The following is a 20634-nucleotide window of genomic DNA, read 5'->3' as shown; positions in this document are numbered from 1 at the left end:
CTGGGCACTTCAATCTCCTCGTTCGATGGCAAAGTATCCGAAAGCGGACACCTGTCCACCGAACCGAAGCAAGATCACGGATAAGACCGGTAGCGGCCGTCCTCATGTTCGCGGCCCCGCGCCAACCCTGGATGGTTACTGTCGGTGATCCATGAGAGGACTGCTGGGGGCACTCCCGGCCCACCCATGCCTCAGAATTTTGCCATCACCCTGCCATCACGGGTCCCGGAAACGACCGGCACGAGCAGGGGCCGACCGGAAAGTTGAACTGGTTCCCAGATGTTGGACCGGCTAACTGAAGGTTAGGCCGCCAGGGCCTGAGCCCGGTACTCAACCGGGCTCAGGCCCTTCAACGTCGTGGAGATACGGGTGGTGTTGTACCACTCGATGTACTCACCCACAGCGGCGATGAACTCCGCAACGGTCTCGAACCGAGCCTGGGTGAACAGCTCTTCCTTGAAACGTGGAGCGGGCCAGACCCGCCACGTGCAGCAGCACTGCCAGCCGGTGCTCGGCCTTGAGGGTGGCCACGGCCTGGGTCTTCACCGCTGCCCCTGCTCCCTCAAGGCCCGCAGTTTTTTCAGGTAGGCGTTCTCTGCGGCCAGGCGTTCGTTCTCCCGGCGGAGCCTTTCCACCTCGCTCATCTCCTGCCCGGCCGGATGCTTGGTGCTGTCCGGTGGGCGGCCTTTGCGTTTGGGGTGCAGGGCCTGCTCGCCCTCGCGCCGGTAGGCGCGTACCCAGTTCTCGACCAGCTTGGGCGAGGACAGCGCATGCTCATGTGCCAGCTCGGCTGCGGATGCTTGGCCCTGCACGACCTTGCGCACGAGGTCGAGCTTGAACTCGAACGAGAACGACCGCTTTGTGGGTTCGGGTGTCAGCGCTGTTCTTCCTCTGAGCTTCCACCTGTCGTGCAAGCGTCTCACCGCGTTCGGGGACACACCCACACGGGTGGCGGTGGCGTCTCTGCCGTGTCCTGCCTCGAACAGGTCCAGGGCTGCCTCGCGCTGCTGCTCAGACAGCGAACTCGTGGGATACATGGAACTGCTCCCCGGTAGACGGAACTGGATTTTCCAGTCCGACTTCCGGGGAGCAGTTCAAAGGCGGCCCGGCCCCCAGAGCGCTCTGGCAGGTGCGTTCCTACAGGTACTGGCCGGTGTTGGGCACCGTGTCGATGCTCCGACCGGAGTCCGCGCCCTTCTTGCCCGTGACCAGGGTCCGGATGTAGACGATGCGCTCGCCCTTCTTTCCGGAGATCCGCGCCCAGTCGTCGGGGTTGGTGGTGTTGGGCAGGTCCTCGTTCTCGCTGAACTCGTCCACGCAGGCCTGTAGCAGGTGCGAGACCCGCAGACCCTTGGCGCTGTGGTCGATGAAGTCCTTGATGGCCATCTTCTTGGCCCGCGAAACGATGTTCTCGATCATCGCGCCGGAGTTGAAGTCCTTGAAGTACAGGACCTCCTTGTCACCGTTGGCGTAGGTGACCTCCAGGAAGCGGTTCTCCTCCTCCTCGGTGTACATCCGCTCCACGACCCGCTGGATCATGGCGTCCACCGTGGCCTTGGCCGAACCACCGTGCTCGGCGAGGTCCTCGTCGTGCAGCGGCAGGTCGGGGGTGATGTACTTGCCGAAGATGTCGCGGGCCGCCTCGGCGTCGGGCCGCTCGATCTTGATCTTGACGTCCAGGCGCCCGGGCCGCAGGATCGCGGGGTCGATCATGTCCTCGCGGTTGGAGGCACCGATGACGATGACGTTCTCCAGGCCCTCGACGCCGTCGATCTCGCTGAGGAGCTGGGGCACGATCGTGTTCTCCACGTCGGAGGACACACCCGAGCCGCGGGTGCGGAAGATCGAGTCCATCTCGTCGAAGAAGACGATGACCGGGGTGCCTTCGGAAGCCTTCTCACGCGCGCGCTGGAAGACCAGACGGATGTGGCGCTCGGTCTCTCCCACGTACTTGTTGAGCAGCTCCGGGCCCTTGATGTTGAGGAAGAAGCTCTTACCGACGTCGCGGCCGGTGCGCTCGGAGACCTGCTTGGCCAGCGAGTTGGCGACCGCCTTGGCGATGAGCGTCTTACCGCATCCGGGAGGGCCGTAGAGCAGTACGCCCTTGGGCGGGCGCAGCTGGTGCTCGTAGAACAGCTCCTTGTACAGGTAGGGCAACTCGACCGCGTCGCGGATCATCTCGATCTGCCCTGTCAGGCCACCGATGTTGGTGTAGGAGATGTCGGGGACCTCTTCGAGGATGAGCTCCTCGACCTCGGACTTGGGTATGCGCTCATACACATAGCCCGAACGCGACTCCAACAGCAGCGAGTCCCCGGGGCGGATCGGCTCGTCGCGCAGCGGCTCGGCCAGCCGCACGATCCGCTCCTCGTCGTGGTGGGAGATCACCAGGGCGCGCTCGCCGTCCTCAAGGACCTCCTTGAGCATGACGACCTCGCCGACGGTCTCGAAGGACTCCACCTCGACGACGTTGAAGGCCTCGTTGAGCATGACCTCCTGGCCTGGCCGTAGGGCGTCCAGGTCCACCGAGGGACTAACGTTGACCCGCATCTTGCGGCCGTTCGTAAAGATCTCGACGGTCTCGTCTTCGCGCGAGCCCAGGTAGACGCCGAAACCGGACGGCGGCTGGGCCAACCGGTCGACCTCCTCCTTGAGCGCCACGATCTGCTCGCGCGCCTCCTTCAAAGTGGAGACGAGCCGTTCGTTCTGACCGTTGGCGGCGGCAAGGTTGGCCTGTGCCTCCCGTAGCCGCTCCTCCAACAGGCGTACATGACGGGGCGAATCAGCGAGCTTACGCCGAACCACGCTGAGTTCCTTTTCCATGTAGGAGACCTGAGCCGTAAGTTCTGCGACTTCACGGTCCCGGTCGTTTTGACGCTCGTCGTCGCGCTCGGCCACGTCCGCCACCTCCCTATGAGGAACTACATCGGAGCCTACCTACCCTCGCCCGATTCCTAACCTCCCGAGACGGACAAGTGTCGTAGGCCTCATTTTCGAGTCTTGCGTCATCACAGGTCAGAGTGCTACCGCATGACTCGACGTAATGAGAAAGTAACCTCCGGGTCCGATCCCGGACAAGAGGTTCGCGGCCGCCGGCGGCCTTCCCGGCGCACGTCAGCGGGCTTGCCCGGATACGCCAGAGCCCGCCCGGACAAAGGCGGCGAAACCACACGGAGGGTGTCCGTGGCGGCCGGCGTGTCCGGGCGGGCTCAGGAAGCGGGGGCGGTGGCGCTAACCGTCGGCGGAGGCCTCGGTGTCGGCACCGGAGGCCGATCCCTCGGGCGCCTTCTCCTCGGTGGTCAGGGGCTTGACGTCATCGGCCGAGGGTCGCTCCGCCGGTTCCCCGGCCATGCGCCGTTCCTTCTCCCGCGCGGCCGTGTAGTCCTTGCCGTAGGCGCCCTTGGCCGGACGGCGGCGGCGGTCGGGGGCCTCGACGCCGTCAGCCAGACGGCGCGCGACCACCAGGAACCCGGTGTGTCCGATCATGCGGTGGTCCGGGCGCACCGCCAGGCCTTCCACGTGCCAGGTCCGCAGCATGGTCTCCCATGAGCGCGGCTCGTAGAAGCGGGCGTCCTCGCGCAGCTCCTCCACCACGCGCGACAGCTGGGTGGTGGTGGCGACGTAGCAGCACACCAGGCCACCGGGGATGAGGGCGCGGGCGACCGCGTCCAGGCATTCCCAGGGGGCGAGCATGTCCAGGAAGACGCGGTCGACCTCGGTCTCGTCCAGCTCCTCGACCAGGTCGCCGACGGTGAGCTTCCAGGCCGGGTGCGGGCCGCCGTAGAAGCGCTCCACGTTCTTGCGGGCGATCTCGGCGAAGTCGGCGCGGCGCTCGTAGGAGTGCACCATGCCCTGCTCGCCGACCGCGCGCAGCAGCCAGTTGGACATGGCGCCAGAGCCCGCCCCGGCCTCCACCACACGCGCGCCCGGGAAGATGTCGGCCTCCACGAGCACCTGGGCGGCGTCCTTGGGGTAGACGATGGTCGCACCGCGCTTCATCGACAGGGTGTAGTCGATCAGCAGAGGGCGCAGCGCCACATAGGCCGTGCCGGTGTTGGAACGAACCACGCTGCCCTCGGGCTGGTCGATGAGGTCGTCGTGGTCGACCTTGCCCTTGTGCGAGTGGAAGGCGCCGCCTTCACGCAGTGTGATCGTGTGCATGCGACCCTTGGGGTCGGTCAACTGCACGGTGTCGCCGTCGGTGAAGGGGCCGCGGCGGCCATGGATACCGGTCAACGTCGCTCTCGTCTTCCACATCGCTATTGGTTGTCAGGGCGATCGCCCAGGCTATCGGCCTCCCGGTACCGCGGCGAACGGGTCCGGGGCGGAGGAGGCGGGCGGAGGCGTGCTCGAACCGGACACCATCGGCCGCAGCGGCGGGACGGCACGTGCGAAAAGCCCTCTGTCAGGGCAGTATCAGCCTGCGGGGCCGTGACGACGCCCATCCACCACACGAGGACCACGGGAGACGACCCATGTCACAGCTGACCACGGGGCTGGGAATCGACATCGGCGGCAGCGGGATCAAGGGGGCGCCGGTTGATCTGACCACCGGCGAGTTCCTCAAGGAGCGCAAGAAGGTCCTCACGCCCGACCGCTCGGCCACCACCGCGGTGGCCGAGATCGTGCATGAGATCGTCGAGTCCTTCCCCGAGGCGGCGGGGGCACCCGTGGGCGTCACCTTCCCGGGCGTGGTCCAGCAGGGTGTGGTGCGCACCTCCGCCAACCTGGACAAGAGCTGGATCGGCACCGACGCGCGGACGCTGTTCAGCGAGGCCACCGGTCAGCCGGTACGCGTCCTCAACGACGCCGACGCCGCGGCCGTGGCGGAGACCCGGTACGGCTCCGCCAAGGGGGTCTCGGGGGTGGTGCTGATGACGACCCTGGGCACGGGGATCGGCTCCGCCCTGGTGGTGGACGGAAAGCTGGTGCCCAACACCGAGTTCGGGCACCTGGAGGTCGACGGCCACGACGCGGAGACGCGGGCCTCGTCCGCGACCAAGGACGAGGAGGGGTTGTCGTACCACGAGTGGGCGACCGAGCGGCTGCACCGCTACTACCGGGTGGTCGAGGACCTGCTGTGGCCGGACCTGATCGTGGTCGGCGGCGGAGTGAGCCGCAAGGCGGACAAGTTCCTCCCCCTGCTGGGCATCCGGACGCCCATCGTGGCCGCGTCGCTGCGCAACACGGCGGGAATCGTCGGCGCCGCCCTGGCCGCCGTCGAGACGGAGTCCGTCTGAGGGACCGCGCACGGCCCCGGTCGACGCGGCGAGGCCGCTGACCGATGCGGTGGGAAAGGCGGGCGGGGCCGGACGGCCCCGTGCAGAGGGAGACTGGGTTTCGGGGAAAGCCCGGGCCCCGCCCGCCTTCCGGGCGTGGGAGACACTCACGCCCGTGTGAGCGCGGGACAGTGCCCGCGCGTGCTCAAGTGCCGCCGGACATGGACAGGGCGCCCGCGATCCGCCGTGCGGCGTCGGAGGTCCGGGCGACCGGCGACAGGGGGACCCCCGCCAGCGCGGGGGGAACACCGTCCTGGACCGGCCAGCGCATCCACCACCACAGACCGCCACGGTGCGGCCTCAGCAGTGCGCGCTGGGGCCGAGCTCTGGGCCCGGCGTCGACGGCGCCGAACACCCCGTCCTCCCGAACCTCCACCCCCCGCGAGCGCAGTTCGGCGGCCAGTCCCCTCAGGGCGAGACCTGCCAGCTCCACACGGTTCACCGCATCAGGCTCACATCTCAGGCTCGGGTTTCCCACAGACGGGGTCTCAACGGTCACGGGGCTTCCCCTCCCAGGCTCTTCCGGGACCAACGACCCTTGCACTCTGCCGTATCCGCGAGGGGAACGGGTGGGCCTATGCGGATCCCGCATGGCCCCTTCTTTCTCACACATAGCCACCGAGGCCGCCCGGAATCCCTAATCTAAGCTCATGCCCCAACAACCAGACGGCGTTCTTCCACCGGACCTGTGGACACGGCCTCGCATGGCGAGCGCACTGGCCACCTGTGACATGGCGACGGTCATCGAAGGCGTGCGCACCGCACGCGGATGGTCCCAAGGCGACCTCGCCCGTGCGATCGACTACTCCCAGAGCTGGGTCTCGCGCGTGCTCAACGGCCAGCAGTCACTGACCATCAACCAGGTGCACGACCTCGCCCGGCGGCTGGACATCCCGCTGCACCTGCTGCGCTTCGGCGGCGCACCGCCCCAGGCCGGTCCCGCCGAGAAGGGAGTGGACACCACGAGACGCCGCGACTTCGGACGCGTGGTCGCCGCGAGCGCCCTGCTCACCGCCGCCTCCACGGCCGCCACCCCGCCGGGCGTCCCGGTGGCGGCTCACCGCTCCGTCAACGAAACGACCGCCGCCGCCCTACGCTCCATCACCGGGGGCCAGCGCCGCATGGACGCCGCCTCTCCCGCCCGCCACCTGCTGCCAAGCGCGGTGGCGCACGTGCATCTGTCCGAGCAGATGCTCGGGCATTCGCACAGGACACCGTTCCACGCGGAACTGAGTGCGGCCGCCAGCGAGGCCTCGGGGTTCGCCGCCTGGCTGCACGCCGACCAGGGCGACACGGGCTCGGCGCGCACCTACTACCGCACGGCGGTGGTACGTGCGCGGCAGGCGGGCATACGCCTGCTCGACGTGTACATGCTGGGCTCGCTGGCGGCCTTCGAGACCGACACCGCGGAGGATCCCCACCTGGGCCTGGAACTGGTCCACGAGGCCAAGCACGTCCTCGGCCCCTCGGCCCACCCCACCGCCCGCGCCTGGCTCGCCTGCATGGAGGCGCTCGCGCACGCCGGGACCGGTGACGGCCCGGCCGCCGCGCACGCCATCGGCCGGGCGGAGAAAGAGGTGATCCGGTCGGCCAACACCGATCCGCCCTGGCCGTGGGTGTTCGCCTTCGACGAGACCAAGGTCGCCGGTTACCGGGCCCTGGTGGGCGTACGGCTGAGCCGGCCGCACGACGCACGCCGGGCCTTCGCCGAGGCGTTCGCCCCGAGAACGGCCAACGCCAAGCAGTCCGCCGTACTACAGGTGGAACTGGCCTCGGCGCACGCCGACGCGGGCGACGTGGACGAGGCGTTCCGCCTGGCCCAGGAGGCTCTGAGCACGGGGATGCGGTTCGGGTCCGAGCGGGTCATCGGACGGGTGCGGACCTTCCGGCGCCGATACTCCGGGCCGCGGGCACGCTGCGTCGCCGACCTGGACGACCGGATTCTGTCACTGATTACCGGCAATACCGCTTCCGGGTAGAAAAGCCGCGAAGCGACCAACAGGGAGGTTTCGTGATCCGCATCGGAGTCACCGGCCACCGTGCCCTGCCCCCCGAGGTGAGCAGTGCCGTCGCCGAGCTGGTCTTCACCCGCCTGGAGCCCCACGGCTGCGAGATGGTGGGTCTGTCCTGCCTGGCCGACGGCGCCGACGCCGTCTTCGCCGAGGCGGTCGTGGCCGCTGGGGCACCGCTGGAGGCGGTCGTCCCCGCCGCCGGCTACCGGGAGGCGCTCCCGAAGGAGCACCACCCCGTCTACGACCGCCTGTTGGGGCAGGCCGTCCTCGTCCACGAGCTACCACACGCCGCGTCCACCCCCAAGGCGCATATGGAGGCCGGAAAACTGATCGTGCAGCGCTGCGACCAACTGGTGGCCGTCTGGGACGGCCAGCCCGCACGGGGCCCCGGCGGCACCGCCGACGTGGTGGCCTACGCGCGTTCGCTCTTTCGCCCGGTATCGGTGCTGTGGCCCGAGGGAGCCCGCCGCTGAGACCCGGCGCGCCGCCCCCCTGTCGCCCGGCACGGCAACGCCCGGTCAGTTCCGGCCCGACACCGCCGCGTTCACGTCCACGGCCCGCAGTACCCCGCGCACGCCGCCGTCCTCCGCCACCACCAGGTACTCGGGCACCGGATACCGAGAGAGCGTGTTCAGCAGTTCCTCGCCCTCCAGCCCCACAGGCACCAGCGAGTGCTCGGTGATCGCCCGGGCCACACTCGATACCGGCACCCACGCCCGGCGCTCCTCAGCGATCGCCTCGGCCGCCGCCGGATGCACGATCGAGGTCGCCGTGCCGTCGGAGTCGGTCACCACGACCTCCACGGCCCCCGCCTCCCCCGCACGGCGCCCGGCCTCGGCGAGCGAGGTGTCAGCCAGCACCGTCACCGCCTTCCGGGCCATGTCACGAGCCCGCAAGCCGGGAATCCGCTCGCGCACCCGAGCGGTGCGCAGCGCGTCCGTGGCGCCCATCCACATGAAGCCGCCCAGAACCAGGCCCCACACCACGGCCCAGGGACCGGGCCACCCGCCCGCCGACCAGGCGAGCAGGAACGGCAGGGCCACGACCACCAGTGCCAGTACCCGGCCACCCCAGGCGGCGGCCACACTCCCCAGGAAGGGCCTGCCCGTCGCCTTCCACACCCCGGCGCGCAGCAGCCGCCCGCCGTCCAGGGGGAGCCCGGGCAGCAGGTTGAACACACCCACCAGCAGGTTGGCGATCCACAGCTGGAACAGCAGCTCACCGACCACACTGAACGGGTCGGCGAACAGGAACAGGCCGAACCCGCCCGCTGCCAGGAGCAGCGAGAACAGGGGGCCGGCGAACGCGATCCAGAACTCACGGCCCGGGGTGGGCGCCTCGCGTTCGATCTCGGAGACCCCGCCCAGCACATACAGCACGATGCGCCGGACCGGCAGGCCGTACATGCGCGCGACCACCGAGTGGGCGAGCTCGTGCACCAGGACCGAGACGTAGAGCAGGACGGCGAAGACGAACGCCAGAAGGTAGGCGGCGGGGCCCAGCGCCAGGCGGCCCTGGACGATGCCGCCGTAGACCAGGGTGATCAGCACCGCCACGATCAGCCACGAGGGCGTCACGTAGACGGGGATACCGAAGGGACGGCCGATCAGTAACCCCGGCTTGGCGGAACGGTCGCGGGGGCTGGGCGCGGATGGATCACTACCGGTCGTCACACCCCCAGCCTATGGCCCATCCGCACCGGCCCACGGCCCCCCTCCGGAGCAGTGCATCCACCGCGTGCGCGATGGCCGAACCGGACTCCTCCCCTCCGCCCCTCGTCCCCCGACCCGATCAGCCGACCACGGCCACGTTCGCGGCTTTCCCCTTGTCACAGCCTTCTCGTAGGCTCGTCACATGACCACCGCGCTCCTGCCGTCCGCCCTCTCCCCCTCCAGGGCCTCCGACTTCCTGCAATGCCCCCTGCTGTTCCGCTTCCGCACCATCGACCGGCTCCCCGAGGCACCCAGCGCGGCGGCCCTGCGCGGTACCCTCGTCCACGCCTGCCTGGAGCGCCTGTACGAGCTGCCCTCCGAGTCGCGCACCCCGCTCAACGCCCTCAGCCTCGTCGACCCCCAGTGGAAGAAGCTGCGCGAGAAGAAACCCGAGGTGGAGGAGCTCTTCGCCGACGAGGCCGAGCGCGACACCTGGCTGGAGTCGGCCCGCGCCCTGGTCCGCCGCTACTTCGACCTGGAGAACCCCGCCGCCCTGGAACCCCGTGACCGCGAGATGCGCATGGACGTGTCCCTGCCCACCGGACTCAAGCTGCGCGGCTACGTGGACCGCCTTGACGTCGCCCCCTCCGGACAGATCCGGATCGTGGACTACAAGACCGGCAAGTCGCCACACCCCCGCTTCGAGGACAAGGCCAGATTCCAGATCTTCTTCTACGCGGTGATGGTCTGGCGCGACCTCGGCATCGTCCCCACCCGCCTCCAGCTCGTCTACCTGGGAGGCGACGGTGCCGTGCGCTGGTACGACCCCACCGAGGACGAACTGCGGGCCGCCGAGACCGAGATCTCCGATATCTGGACGCAGATCGAGGCGGCCGGACGCTCCGGGGTCTGGAAACCCAGGAAGAGCAAGCTCTGCGGCTGGTGCGAGCACCAGGCGCTGTGCCCGGAGTTCGGCGGCACCCCGCCGCCCCTGCCCGCCCCGGTGGTCCGCTCCTCCGCCCCGGCCTCCGAAGCCTGACCCCGTTGCCCGGGCGGGGCCGCCCCTTCGGATACGGCACAATCACCCGTGTGCCCGTCTCAGTACTGCTGGTCGACGACCAGCCCCTCGTCCGCGCCGGTTTCCGTATGATCCTGGAGTCCGTTCCACACCTGTCAGTGGTGGGTGAGGCCTCCGACGGCCGCGAGGCGGTCCGCGAGGTTCGAAGCCTGCTGCCCGACGTCGTCCTCATGGACGTGCGCATGGCCGGGATGGACGGCATCGAGGCCACCCGGCAGATCGTGTCATGGGCGCGGCCCCTGGGCCACCGGGTACGGGTACTGGCCCTCACCACCTTCGACCTGGACGAGTACGCGGTCGAGGTGCTGCGCGCGGGCGCCACCGGTTTCCTGCTCAAGGACGCGCCGCCCACCGAGCTCGTGTCGGCCGTCGAGGTCGTCGCGGACGGGGCGGCGATCGTCTCCCCGCCGGTGCTGCGCCGTCTGCTGGACCGCTTCGCCCCGCTCCTGCCCGCGGCCCCGCCCGGCGCCGAGGCCGACGAGGACCCGCTGACCGCCCGCGAGCACGAGGTCCTGCGGCTGCTCGCACGCGGATGGTCCAACGCCGAGATCGCCGCCCATCTGGTGCTTGGCGAGACCACCGTCAAGTCACACGTGGGCAGCATCCTGACCAAGCTGGGACTGCGCGACCGGGTTCAGGCTGTGGTGCACGCCTACGAGCACGGACTGGTCCGCCCAGGACAACGCGACGAGGACACCGGACCGCCCTCCCGATGAACCACGGACCGGGCGCCGACGCTCGTGACCCGCCCGGCACATCCCCTCCACCCCGGCCGCACCTTCACGCCCCGCCCGGGTAGGGCCCTTCCCCGAGGCCCCACGACCGCCCCCGTGACCCGGCGCGTCGCTGTCGGGGGGTCACACGTCTTGACAGGATGTTCCGGTGATCGAACTCACTGGCAACCGCCCCCGCTCCGGGCGAACCCGGCACTCTCGGGCCGCGTCCCCTCAAGGGTTTGATCAACGCGCCGACCACCGCGGTGTGCAGGCGGGGAGGAAACGGAGACAGGGATGCCAAGCAAGCGGGAACGCCCCGTACCCCCGAGCGAGGACCGCCTGCTCAGCAGGATGCGGGACTGGCGTGCGGCGCACGAGCGCGAGCTGACCCCGGAGGGCCTCGACGAGGACGAGGACGCCGACCTCCCCGACGCGCGCGCCATCGACCTGGTGCTGCGCGTGGGCGAGCTGATGCTGGCCAGCGGCGAGGGCACCGAGACCGTCAGTGAAGCCATGCTCAGCCTCTCCGTCGCCTTCGACCTGCCGCGCTCGGAGGTCTCGGTCACCTTCACCACGATCACCCTCTCGCTCCACCCCGGCGGCGACCACCACCCGATCACCGGCGAGCGGGTGGTGCGCCGCCGCACCCTGGACTACTTCCGCGTCAACGAGCTGCACACCCTGGTGCAGGAGTCCGCGCTGGGGCTGCTGGAGCTGGAGGACGCCGCCGCCCGCCTGAAGCAGATCCGGCGTGCCAGGATGCCCTACCCGAACTGGCTCATCGCGCTCGGGTTCGGCCTCATCGCCTCCAGCGCGAGCCTCATGATGGGCGGCGGCCTCATCGTGGCGACCGTGGCGTTCCTGGCCACCGTGCTGGGCGACCGCACCGCGGTGTTCCTGGCCAAGCGCGGCGTCGCGGAGTTCTACCAGATGACGGCGGCCGCGATCGTCGCGGCGACGATCGGCGTGGCCATGCTGTGGGTGAGCAGCACGCTGGACCTGGGGATGCAGGCGGGGGCGATCATCACCGGAAACATCATGGCCCTGCTGCCCGGCCGCCCGCTGGTGGCCAGTCTCCAGGACGGCATCAGCGGCACCTACGTGTCCGCGGCGGCCCGCCTGTTCGAGACCTTCTTCATCCTGGGCGCGATCGTCTCGGGCGTGGGCGCGGTCGCCTACACCGCGGTGCGCCTGGGCGTGAGCATCGACCTGGACAGCCTTCCCACGGCGGGCACGTCCCTGGAGCTACCGGTCCTGATCGGCTCGGCGGGGATCGCGATGGCGTTCGCGATATCGCTAGCGGTGCCACCCCGGATGCTGCCGACCATCGGCGTGCTCGGCGTGATGGTCTGGACGATCTACGCGGGCCTGCGCTCCGTGCTGGACGTGCCGCCCGTGGTGGGCACGGTCGCGGGCGCGGTCGCGGTGGGCGTGGTGGGCCACTGGCTGGCGCGGCGCACGCGCAGGCCGGTGCTGCCGTACCTGGTGCCCTCGATCGCGCCGGTGCTGCCGGGAAGCATCCTGTACCGGGGGCTGATCCAGATCACACAGGGCAGCGGCACCGTGGAGGGCAACGCGGTGGCGGGCCTGCTCAGTCTGGCGGAGGCGGTCATGGTGGGCCTGGCACTGGGCGCCGGGGTCAACCTGGGCGGCGAGCTGATGCGGGTCTTCCAGCGCGGCGGCCTGGCGGGCGCCGGGATGCGCAGCCGCCCGGCGGCACGCCGAACGCGCGGCGGGTACTGAGCTCCCTCCGGCCGACAGGAGAGCACCAATGTCGCCCCGGACGTGTCCTACCCCGTGAGAGCGGACGACGGCGGTCGGGGCCATCGCATTCGATCCAAACCGCAACAAGCATGTGATGTGAGCCACTACCCTTGGCCTCAGCTCAACGACGAGCACCTTTGGACCGAAAGGCCAGTCCCATGTGCAGCCATGAACCTTCCTGCCCGTCCTTCGAGGACACCGACCGCGAAGCGGCCCGGGTCGTCTCCAGTCACCCAGAGCAGGGGTGGAGCCTGCTCTGCAACGGTGTGGTCCTTTTCGAGGACACCGGTGAGCTGCTCCCCGACGGGGCCTCCGTCGCCCCGCACCGGCCCCGCGCCGCCGCCTGACCGCACAGGCGGGCACCGGCCGGCACCGCGGCCGTGAGTCACACGCCCCCGCCCGAAGGGCCCACGGCCGCCCGGGCGGTGGCGTGTCGCCGGCTCCCACAGGACCGGACGGCGACGCGCCGACGGGGGCTGACCGGCTGTCGGTCAGCCCCCGCCCTGGTCGGGCCAGCCCTCGGGCAGCACGTCCCGGCCGCCCATCGCCTCGCTCAGCCGCCGCCGGAAGTCGGCGTGCACGCCGGGCCCCCACACCAGTTCGCTCGGAGTGCGCAGGGCCTGCTCCATGGCGGTCCGCAGCGCGGCCGGGCGCGCCTCCCCCTCCACCACCGGCACCGCCAGCAGAGCGTGCATCCGGGTGATGACCGCGAACAGCTCCCCCGCCAGCGCGGGCGCGCTCGCAGTCGCCGCGGCCTCCTCCAGGTAGGAATCCCACCACGGGGTCGCGGCCCCGCCGTCCCCGTCCTCCGGAGGCGGGGCGAAGCCCCTGCGTAGCCGCCAGCGCACCTCCTCCGCGGTGTCCGGGTCCCGATCGCCCAAGCCCAGCCGCCAGATCCGTTCGGCCGCGACGGGATCCCCGCGCAGGGTGAGCAGGCCCGAGAGGAGCTCCACGGCGGCGGCGGAGGTACCCGGTCCGGGCGCTGGGGCCTCCCGGACGCCGTCCGCCTCCCCGGCCCCCTCTCCCGGGTCGACGATCGCGCCGACGTCGACGATGGCGTGTTCGAGGTGGGCGGCCGCGCGCAGCAGACGCAGCCCCGGATCATCGGCCACCGACAGACCGCGTTCGACGGCCGCCGCGGCGGCGCCGGGCAGTCCCCGCTCCAACAGACGCCCGGCCAGGTCGTGGGAGGCCTCGACGACCGTGGCGGCGTGCAGGCGGCTGACCGCCTCGGGGTCGGGCGGCGGGGTCAGCGCCGCCTCCCAGTGCGCCTCCGCCCCCTCGGTGTCACCGCGCACCTCAGCGGCACGCGCCAGACCGTAGCTGGCCACGGCGGTGTAGACCGGGCCGCCCAGGTCGAGCAGGCGGCGCCAGACGCGTTCGGCCTCGGCGGCCTCGCCCTCCTCTTCCAGGGAGAGCGCGAGGTGGTAGGCGGCGCGCGGGGCGTACCGCGAGTCCCCCGTGGCCAACGCGCGGCGGGCCGCCTCCCGGGCGGCGGACAGGTCGCCGCGCTGGTCCTCGACCACGGCCAGGCCGAGCAGGGCCCGGGCCTGCACGTGCGGATGGGGGTTGGCGGCCACGGCCTGCTGGTAGAGCTTGGCGGCGCGTCTGAGGTGGCCGCTCTCGGCGAGGTCCTGGGCCTGGTCGCACACTTCGGAGGCGTCCCGGCCGGACGGCACGGCGGATCCCTCCGTGTCCTCGGGATCGGTGGCCGAAGGCGGGTCGGCGGGGCCAGAGCGCGCGGGAGGTCCGGACGTCGTGGGCATGAAGTCCGCTTTCCATGGGGGCGTCGGTTCTCGGGGCGGGAACGCAAACCGTGTCGCCGCAACTCTAACGCGGGGCGTGCCGCGGGCTGGTGGTCCGCGCCCGGGATATCGGTCGGATGGTTTCCTTCCCTTCCCTGCCCCGTCCAGCCTCCCTTCAACACAAGCGCCACCTATACGACGTAGATTCACAATCGTCGCAAGGGCACGGACGCGCCTTCCCCCCACCGGAGGAAGCACAAGGGGGCACCGACCCGAAGGTCGGCGCCCCCTGGCGGCCCGGACCGCCCTACAGCTCGAAGGCCTCCGGCGGCGGGCAGGAGCAGACCAGGTTGCGGTCACCGTAGGCCTGGTCGACCCGGCCGACCGGCGGCCAGTACTTGTCCGTACGCAGCGACGCCAGCGGGTACGCCGCATCGGCACGGGTGTAGCCGTGCTCCCACTCGTCGGCGGTCACCGCCTCGGCGGTGTGGGGCGCGTTGCGCAGCGGGTTGTCCTCGGCGTCCCACTCGCCCGAGGCCACCTTGTCGGTCTCGCGGCGGATGGCGATCATCGCCTCCACGAACCGGTCCAACTCGGCCAGGTTCTCGCTCTCGGTCGGCTCCACCATCAGGGTGCCGTTGACCGGGAACGACATCGTCGGCGCGTGGAAGCCGTAGTCCATGAGCCGCTTGGCGACGTCCTCGTTGCTGATGCCGCTGGCCTTCTGCAGCGGTCGGATGTCGACGACGCACTCGTGGGCGACCAGCCCGCCCGCACCGGTGTAGAGCACGGGGAAGTAGGGCTCCAGCCGCTTGGCCACGTAGTTGGCGGACAGCACCGCGATCTCGGTGGCCGAGCGCAGTCCCTGCTCCCCCATCATCCGCATGTACGCCCAGGAGATGGGCAGGATGCCCGCCGAGCCGAACGGGGCCGCGGAGACCGGCCCCACCCCCGTGTGCGGGCCCGCATCGGGCTGGCCCGGGTGGTTGGGCAGGAAGCCGGACAGGTGGGAGCGGACCGCGACCGGGCCCACCCCCGGACCGCCGCCGCCGTGCGGGATGCAGAAGGTCTTGTGCAGGTTCAGGTGGCTGACGTCGGCGCCGAACTCGCCCGGCTTGGCCCAGCCCAGCAGCGCGTTCAGGTTGGCGCCGTCCACGTACACCTGGCCGCCCGCCTCGTGCACCAGATCGCACACCTCGGTGATGGTGTCCTCGTACACGCCGTGCGTGGACGGGTAGGTGACCATGATGGCCGCCAGGTCGTCCGCGTGTTCGGCGGTCTTGGCGCGCAGGTTCTCCAGGTCGACGTTGCCGTTGTCGTCGCAGGCCACGACGGCCACGCGCATACCGGCCATGACCGCGCTGGCGGCGTTGGTGCCGTGCGCGGAGCTGGGGATCAGGCACACGTCGCGGTGTGCCTCGCCGCGCGAGTGGTGGTAGCCGCGGATGGCCAGCAGTCCGGCGAGTTCGCCCTGGGAGCCGGCGTTGGGCTGGAGGGAGACCGCGTCGTACCCGGTGACCTCGGCCAGCCAGGCCTCCAGGTCGCGGATCAGGGCCACGCTACCGGCGGCCTGGTCCAGCGGCGCGAGCGGGTGCAGGCCCGCGAACTCCGGCCAGGTGACCGGCTCCATCTCGGTGGTGGAGTTGAGCTTCATGGTGCACGAGCCCAGGGGGATCATCGTGCGGTCCAGCGCCAGGTCCCGGTCGGACAGGCGGCGCATGTAGCGCAGCAACGAGGTCTCGCTGCGGTGGGTGTTGAACACCGGGTGGGTCAGGTAGTCGACTTCGCGGGCCAGCCCCGCGGGCAGGCGGTCAGCGGTTCCGTCCACGCTCAGGCGCACTCGGGAGGAGCCGCGCTCGGCCTCGCCGAAGGCGGCCAGGACCTTCTCCAGGTCGGCCGGGGCGGTGGTCTCGTCCACGCTCACACCGACCGTGTCCTGGTCGACGGCCAGCAGGTTGTACCCGGACTCCAGCGCGGACTCCACGACGCGGGCGGCGCTGGGCACGCGCACGCGCAGGGTGTCGAAGTAGGCGGAGTGCACGAGCTCGAAGCCGCGCTCGGTGAGAGCGGCGGCCAGGGCGGCGGTACGGGCGTGCACCTGGCGGGCGATCGCGCGCAGTCCGTCGGGGCCGTGGTAGACGGCGTACATCCCGGCCATGACGGCGAGCAGGACCTGGGCGGTACAGATGTTGCTGGTGGCCCTCTCGCGGCGGATGTGCTGCTCGCGGGTCTGTAGGGCCAGGCGGTAGGCGGGCTTGCCCGCGTTGTCCACCGAGACGCCGACCAGGCGGCCGGGCAGCTGGCGGCGCAGCTTCTCACCGACGGCCATGTACCCGGCGTGCGGGCCGCCGAAGCCGAGCGGGACACCGAAGCGCTGGGTGGAGCCGACCGCGACGTCGGCGCCCAGGTCCCCGGGGCTGCGCAGCAGGGTCAGGGCGAGGATGTCGGCGGCCACCACCGCGAGGGCGCCGCGTTCGTGCGCCTGGGCGATGACGGTACCGGGGTCACGGACCGCGCCGCTTGAGGCGGGGTACTGCACCAGGACACCGAAGGCGTCGCCGTCGGGCAGTCCCCGGGACAGGTCGGCGACCACGATCTCGATGCCCAGGGGCTCGGCGCGGGTGCGCAGCACCCGCAGGGTCTGGGGGAAGACGTCGGAGTCGACGACGAAGACGTCGGCCTTGCTCCGGGAGGCGCGCCGGGCAAGGGTCATGGCCTCGGCGGCGGCGGTGGCCTCGTCCAGCAGCGAGGCGCCGGAGACGGGCAGGCCGGTCAGGTCCGAGACCATGGTCTGGAAGTTGAGCAGGGCCTCCAGGCGGCCCTGGGAGATCTCGGGCTGGTAGGGCGTGTAGGCCGTGTACCAGGCGGGGTTCTCCATGATGTTGCGCAGGATGACCGGCGGGGTGAAGGTGCCGTAGTAACCCTGGCCGATCAGCGAGGTGCGCACGTCGTTGCGGGAGGCCAGGTCGCGCAGCTCGGCCAGGGCCTCGGACTCGCCGATCGCCTCGGGCAGGTCCAGCGGCGCGCTCTTCCCGGGCCCGGTGAGGATGGACTCGGGCACGGCGTCGGCCATGAGTTCGGCGGTGGAGCCGTAGCCGACGGTCTTGAGCATCTCCTGGGTCTCAGCCGGGGCGGGGCCGATGTGGCGGTCGGCGAACACCCTGGCGGGTTCGCCGGGGGTGTGCACGGGCTGGTCTGGCATGGAGACCTCCTGGTGACAGGGCCGAGTCTGATCGGCGGTGTTCCTCACGGTCTCCCCCTCTGTCACCGGGCACAGCGGTGCCCAGGCTTCAGAGCGGCCTACTCCACGCGGTCCATGGTGCCTGAGAGGTTACTGGGGAGTGTTGCCCCGTCGGCGCCCCGTTGGCGGGGTCTCTCTCGCGCGGCATCGACAGCCAGCTGACAGTCTGTACATGTGTACAACCAGGATGAATGTCGTTTTTCATCCCTGTTGTGACTACGACCGTACTCGATGGCCGCGCCGGGTACCGCCGCCGGTCAGGTGTTTCACTGGCTTGACGGCTTCGATCTGTCGGATCCTACGAACGGCTGCGGGGCTCCCGTGGCCGCGGCGGCCCGTCCGCCCCGCGCGCGATGCGGTTCGACCGCACGGGGAGGGCACGCGGTCCGCGGTGTGCCTCGGAGGGCTCAACCGGTGCGGCGTTCCCGGCGGCGCCTGGCCAGCTCGTCCACGGGCTGGGGTGCCACGGCGGGCAGGTCGGTCCGCTCCTCGGCGGGGACCACGCCCAGCGCCTCCTCCAGCTCGCGCCAGACGTTGGCCAGGGCCAGGCCGAACATGCCCTGTCCACGCTGCATGAGGTCGACGACCTCCTCGGGCGAGGTGCACTCGTAGACGCTGACGCCGTCGCTCATCAGGGTGATGCGGGCCAGGTCCAGGGCGGGGCGGCCGCGCAGGTGGTCGACCGCGGTGCGGATCTGCTGTAGCGAGATCCCGGTGTCCAGGAACCGTTTGGCCACCTTGAGCAACAGGATGTCGGGGAGGCTGTAGAGGGGGGCGTTGTGGGCTCCGGCACGCACGCTCGGCTCCACCAGGCCGGTCCTGGCCCAGTAGTCGAGCTGGCGGTAGCTGATCCCTGCGGCGGTACACGCCGCGGGGCCCCGGTACCCGACGTCCATAGGCAGCGCCACCACGTCCTCTTCGCACAGTAGGCCCTGCTGCCCCGCTAGCCGCAGCGCGAACCGCCTGTCATGGGGATCCCGCTCGCCGCCCGCTACCGCCACGCCGACCTCCGGCTTCTCGTCCCACGGCGGTCTCGACAGGGGATGTCCACTCAGGGAACGGGTGCGCCGCGGGTTCCACTGCAATGACGGTAGGACGGCCGACCGGCAGCGTCAACGACACCATGCGGCGCGTCGCCAAGTGCGCGCGGCGCTGGTGTCACAGAGCCGCCCGGTGGCGCCCCGTGCGCCTGCCGGGGTTTCGGCCCGAACCATTACGGCCATTTCCTTGTTCCAATCTATCACCGGCGCCCGGAACAAAGCCGCAGGTCGCGGCGTGTCCTCTCCGGTCACACCGAAAGCCACGCACAAGCGGGACCCGCGCCCACGCGCGGGTCCGTCAGGAGGAGCACGCCCCGGCACCTACTCCGTACGTCTGCCGAAGTCTTCGGGCGAGATGTTGTCCAGGAACTCCCGGAACGCCTCGACCTGGTCCTCCTGCTCGTCCGGGATCGGCATCCCGGCCTCTTCGATCACGTCCTCATGCGCGTAGATAGGCGTGCCCGTCCGTAATGCCAGGGCGATCGAGTCGGAGGGGCGCGCGCTCACCTCCACACCGTTGCTGAAAACCAGTTCGGCATAGAAGATGCCGTCGCTGAGGCCGGTGATGTTCACCGTGTTGAGCCCGGTGTCCAGGGCGTCGAGCACGTCCCGGAGCAGGTCATGGGTGAGTGGCCGGGCCGGGGCGACGCCCTGTTGGGCCAGCGCGATCGCGGTCGCCTCCACGCCGCCGATCCAGATCGGCAGGTAGCGGTCCCCATCGGATTCCTTGAGCAGGACAATCGGCTGGTTCGAGGGCATCTCAACCCGGACGCCGACGACCTCCATGTGCTTCACAGCGTCTCCGTCCCACGAGTCGTCATGCCGGATGGGCGCTCGTCCCTGCTCCTCCTGTGGATCAGGACCCGAGGGCGAAATCGGCACCCTTCGTTACAAAGCTCTCCGGCGGCGGGGGGCCGCAAACCTCATCGGCCCACCCACCGCCTCGCGCCCGTAGCCGGTATACCCGTCAGCGTCGAGGTTTGGTCAGTAGGACCATCCGGAACTTGCCGATCTGGATCTCGTCTCCACCGCCGAGCTGGGCCTCGTCGACCGGCTCACGGTTGACGTAGGTGCCGTTGAGGCTGCCCACGTCACGGACACCGAACCCGTCGCCGCGGCGGAAGAACTCCACGTGGCGGCGGGAGACGGTGACGTCGTCAAGAAAGATGTCGCTGTTGGGGTGGCGGCCGGCGGTGGTCACATCACTGTCCAGCAGGAAGCGGCTCCCGGCGTTGGGGCCGCGCCTGACCACGAGCAGCGCCGTCCCCGGCGGTAGCGCGTCGGGATTGGCGGAGTCGTCACCGCCCAGCTCGTCACCGGACTCCTCATCCTCCAGGGCCTGTATGCCAGAGATGGAGATGGTCGAAGTGACGTCTCCGCCAGAGTCCCCGCCAGCGCCTGGTTGGGGACCCTGCTGTTCGGCCCTGCGGAGGGGAGTTCCACAGTGGGAGCAGAAACGGGCATCATCCGCAACGGCGTGACCGCACTGCGTGCAGTAAACGCTCGACATAGGTCGGCTCGGCCTCCTACCGCACGGGGCGGTGCTTGATTCGGCTGGTCGGTGGCGCGTGCCGGGTACCGCGCGGGCACCGGCCCGCGCATCACCCGGAACGCGGCGAGACGCTCCGCTGTCGTGCCAGCGGCGTGTCTCGCACGGTCGGTCGCTAGGTCTCATCCCCCATGTTGTACTCCTTGTCACCCCCGGTGAGGGTGTCCGCCGTTGCCGGGACACCCGGCCCGGTGGGCGACGCGGCGCCCCGGGGAACACTCGACTTTAAACCATATCCCTGTCCAGGAAGGGCTTTGCTCCCCCTCGGCCTGCCGTGGGCGCCCCCGACGCGATCGCACCGGGCGGTGGCGGATCCACTGCCTGGAACACCGCCTCACGCCGGTGGCCGACACCGTCGGGGAACGCAGCCTGTCCTGGTGCTGATGCCCCGCTGGCGGGTTTGGTTCTGCGCGGATCCCCGCGGATTCGCGCCGGTTTCGCCACACTGCCGGGACCTGCCCGTACGCCCAGTCTAGCCAGCGGATCCGCTTGGGGGAGAACACACGGTCGGGCACGAGGGGTAAGCATAACGGCACTGATAGTGCGGGCGCGGGTGGC

18 protein-coding genes and 1 riboswitch are annotated in these 20634 nt (G+C 70.5%); of the genes, 7 read left to right on the top strand and 11 right to left on the bottom strand.

What is annotated here, in order from left to right:
• Positions 1-302 precede the first annotated feature (302 nt).
• The 4 genes from AC0T5L_RS26060 to AC0T5L_RS26045 all read right to left on the bottom strand — a co-directional run bounded on the left by AC0T5L_RS26060 (position 303) and on the right by AC0T5L_RS26045 (position 4236).
• The gene (locus tag AC0T5L_RS26060; RefSeq protein WP_476168135.1) at positions 303-449 is read right to left on the bottom strand and encodes an IS3 family transposase; all 147 of its coding nucleotides are present in this window, start codon (positions 447-449) and stop codon (positions 303-305) included.
• 93 nt (positions 450-542) lie between these two features.
• Positions 543-1037 (bottom strand): transposase, encoded by a 495-nt coding sequence (locus AC0T5L_RS26055; RefSeq protein ID WP_476168128.1) that lies wholly within the window; start codon positions 1035-1037, stop codon positions 543-545.
• 100 nt (positions 1038-1137) lie between these two features.
• Positions 1138-2907: a proteasome ATPase gene (gene arc / locus AC0T5L_RS26050; RefSeq protein WP_476168127.1), complete on the bottom strand. Its 1770-nt coding sequence runs from the start codon at positions 2905-2907 to the stop codon at positions 1138-1140.
• A gap of 324 nt (positions 2908-3231) precedes the next feature.
• Complete coding sequence (locus tag AC0T5L_RS26045; protein WP_476168134.1) at positions 3232-4236, bottom strand: tRNA (adenine-N1)-methyltransferase; 1005 nt, start codon at positions 4234-4236, stop codon at positions 3232-3234.
• A gap of 239 nt (positions 4237-4475) precedes the next feature.
• Here AC0T5L_RS26045 and ppgK point away from each other — a divergent pair, with 239 nt between their 5' ends.
• Entirely contained in the window at positions 4476-5240 is a 765-nt protein-coding gene (gene ppgK, locus AC0T5L_RS26040) for a polyphosphate--glucose phosphotransferase (RefSeq protein ID WP_476168126.1), read from the top strand.
• Between the two features lie 184 nt (positions 5241-5424).
• Here the strand turns inward: ppgK and AC0T5L_RS26035 are convergent, their stop codons facing one another.
• On the bottom strand, positions 5425-5721 hold the full coding sequence (locus AC0T5L_RS26035; RefSeq protein ID WP_476168125.1) for a hypothetical protein: 297 nt from the start codon (positions 5719-5721) through the stop codon (positions 5425-5427).
• Positions 5722-5983: 262 nt separating this feature from the next.
• Here AC0T5L_RS26035 and AC0T5L_RS26030 point away from each other — a divergent pair, with 262 nt between their 5' ends.
• A complete protein-coding gene (locus tag AC0T5L_RS26030; protein WP_476168133.1) occupies positions 5984-7258 on the top strand; it encodes a helix-turn-helix domain-containing protein in 1275 nt (424 codons plus the stop codon).
• A gap of 32 nt (positions 7259-7290) precedes the next feature.
• Positions 7291-7764 carry a DNA-processing protein DprA gene (locus tag AC0T5L_RS26025; protein WP_476168124.1) on the top strand — a complete coding sequence of 158 codons (474 nt, stop codon included), beginning with the start codon at positions 7291-7293 and terminating at the stop codon, positions 7762-7764.
• A gap of 45 nt (positions 7765-7809) precedes the next feature.
• Here AC0T5L_RS26025 and AC0T5L_RS26020 read toward each other — a convergent pair whose 3' ends face one another.
• Positions 7810-8964: a site-2 protease family protein gene (locus AC0T5L_RS26020; protein ID WP_476168123.1), complete on the bottom strand. Its 1155-nt coding sequence runs from the start codon at positions 8962-8964 to the stop codon at positions 7810-7812.
• Positions 8965-9145: 181 nt separating this feature from the next.
• On the opposite strand from AC0T5L_RS26020, the gene AC0T5L_RS26015 reads away from it, so the two are divergent.
• From AC0T5L_RS26015 to AC0T5L_RS26000, 4 genes are all read left to right on the top strand, one after another.
• Complete coding sequence (locus tag AC0T5L_RS26015) at positions 9146-9982, top strand: RecB family exonuclease (protein WP_476168122.1); 837 nt, start codon at positions 9146-9148, stop codon at positions 9980-9982.
• A 50-nt stretch (positions 9983-10032) separates the two neighbouring features.
• Positions 10033-10737, top strand: a complete 705-nt coding sequence (locus AC0T5L_RS26010) for a response regulator (RefSeq protein ID WP_476168121.1) — start codon at positions 10033-10035, stop codon at positions 10735-10737.
• Positions 10738-11031: 294 nt separating this feature from the next.
• Positions 11032-12480: a threonine/serine exporter family protein gene (locus AC0T5L_RS26005; RefSeq protein ID WP_476168120.1), complete on the top strand. Its 1449-nt coding sequence runs from the start codon at positions 11032-11034 to the stop codon at positions 12478-12480.
• A gap of 179 nt (positions 12481-12659) precedes the next feature.
• The gene (locus AC0T5L_RS26000) at positions 12660-12848 is read left to right on the top strand and encodes a DUF5999 family protein (RefSeq protein ID WP_476168119.1); all 189 of its coding nucleotides are present in this window, start codon (positions 12660-12662) and stop codon (positions 12846-12848) included.
• A gap of 144 nt (positions 12849-12992) precedes the next feature.
• On the opposite strand, the gene AC0T5L_RS25995 is transcribed toward AC0T5L_RS26000, so the two are convergent.
• The 5 genes from AC0T5L_RS25995 to AC0T5L_RS25975 form a co-directional block, all read right to left on the bottom strand.
• The gene (locus tag AC0T5L_RS25995; protein ID WP_476168118.1) at positions 12993-14267 is read right to left on the bottom strand and encodes a tetratricopeptide repeat protein; all 1275 of its coding nucleotides are present in this window, start codon (positions 14265-14267) and stop codon (positions 12993-12995) included.
• A 286-nt stretch (positions 14268-14553) separates the two neighbouring features.
• Positions 14554-17448 (bottom strand): aminomethyl-transferring glycine dehydrogenase, encoded by a 2895-nt coding sequence (gene gcvP / locus AC0T5L_RS25990; protein ID WP_476168117.1) that lies wholly within the window; start codon positions 17446-17448, stop codon positions 14554-14556.
• 98 nt (positions 17449-17546) lie between these two features.
• Positions 17547-17637, bottom strand: a riboswitch (glycine riboswitch).
• A 257-nt stretch (positions 17638-17894) separates the two neighbouring features.
• On the bottom strand, positions 17895-18383 hold the full coding sequence (locus AC0T5L_RS25985) for a MerR family transcriptional regulator (RefSeq protein ID WP_476168132.1): 489 nt from the start codon (positions 18381-18383) through the stop codon (positions 17895-17897).
• A gap of 465 nt (positions 18384-18848) precedes the next feature.
• Positions 18849-19322: a bifunctional nuclease family protein gene (locus AC0T5L_RS25980; protein WP_476168116.1), complete on the bottom strand. Its 474-nt coding sequence runs from the start codon at positions 19320-19322 to the stop codon at positions 18849-18851.
• Positions 19323-19494: 172 nt separating this feature from the next.
• On the bottom strand, positions 19495-20037 hold the full coding sequence (locus AC0T5L_RS25975) for an FHA domain-containing protein (protein WP_476168115.1): 543 nt from the start codon (positions 20035-20037) through the stop codon (positions 19495-19497).
• Positions 20038-20634 lie beyond the last annotated feature (597 nt).

This window comes from Nocardiopsis sp. TRM 82005 (assembly GCF_056312425.1).
The sequence above is the reverse complement of the archived record's forward strand: the minus strand, read 5'-3'. Positions and strand labels throughout refer to the sequence as shown.

What these genes read in the sequence shown, in the direction of transcription:
- ppgK (WP_476168126.1), top strand. Translation starts at nt 4,476, where the DNA reads ATGTCACAGCTGACCACGGGGCTGGGAATCGACATCGGCGGCAGCGGG.
- AC0T5L_RS25975 (WP_476168115.1), bottom strand. Translation starts at nt 20,037, where the DNA reads ATGTCGAGCGTTTACTGCACGCAGTGCGGTCACGCCGTTGCGGATGAT.
- AC0T5L_RS26055 (WP_476168128.1), bottom strand. Translation starts at nt 1,037, where the DNA reads ATGTATCCCACGAGTTCGCTGTCTGAGCAGCAGCGCGAGGCAGCCCTG.
- AC0T5L_RS26005 (WP_476168120.1), top strand. Translation starts at nt 11,032, where the DNA reads ATGCCAAGCAAGCGGGAACGCCCCGTACCCCCGAGCGAGGACCGCCTG.
- gcvP (WP_476168117.1), bottom strand. Translation starts at nt 17,448, where the DNA reads ATGCCAGACCAGCCCGTGCACACCCCCGGCGAACCCGCCAGGGTGTTC.
- AC0T5L_RS26030 (WP_476168133.1), top strand. Translation starts at nt 5,984, where the DNA reads ATGGCGAGCGCACTGGCCACCTGTGACATGGCGACGGTCATCGAAGGC.
- AC0T5L_RS25995 (WP_476168118.1), bottom strand. Translation starts at nt 14,267, where the DNA reads ATGCCCACGACGTCCGGACCTCCCGCGCGCTCTGGCCCCGCCGACCCG.
- AC0T5L_RS26015 (WP_476168122.1), top strand. Translation starts at nt 9,146, where the DNA reads ATGACCACCGCGCTCCTGCCGTCCGCCCTCTCCCCCTCCAGGGCCTCC.
- AC0T5L_RS26000 (WP_476168119.1), top strand. Translation starts at nt 12,660, where the DNA reads ATGTGCAGCCATGAACCTTCCTGCCCGTCCTTCGAGGACACCGACCGC.
- AC0T5L_RS25985 (WP_476168132.1), bottom strand. Translation starts at nt 18,383, where the DNA reads ATGGACGTCGGGTACCGGGGCCCCGCGGCGTGTACCGCCGCAGGGATC.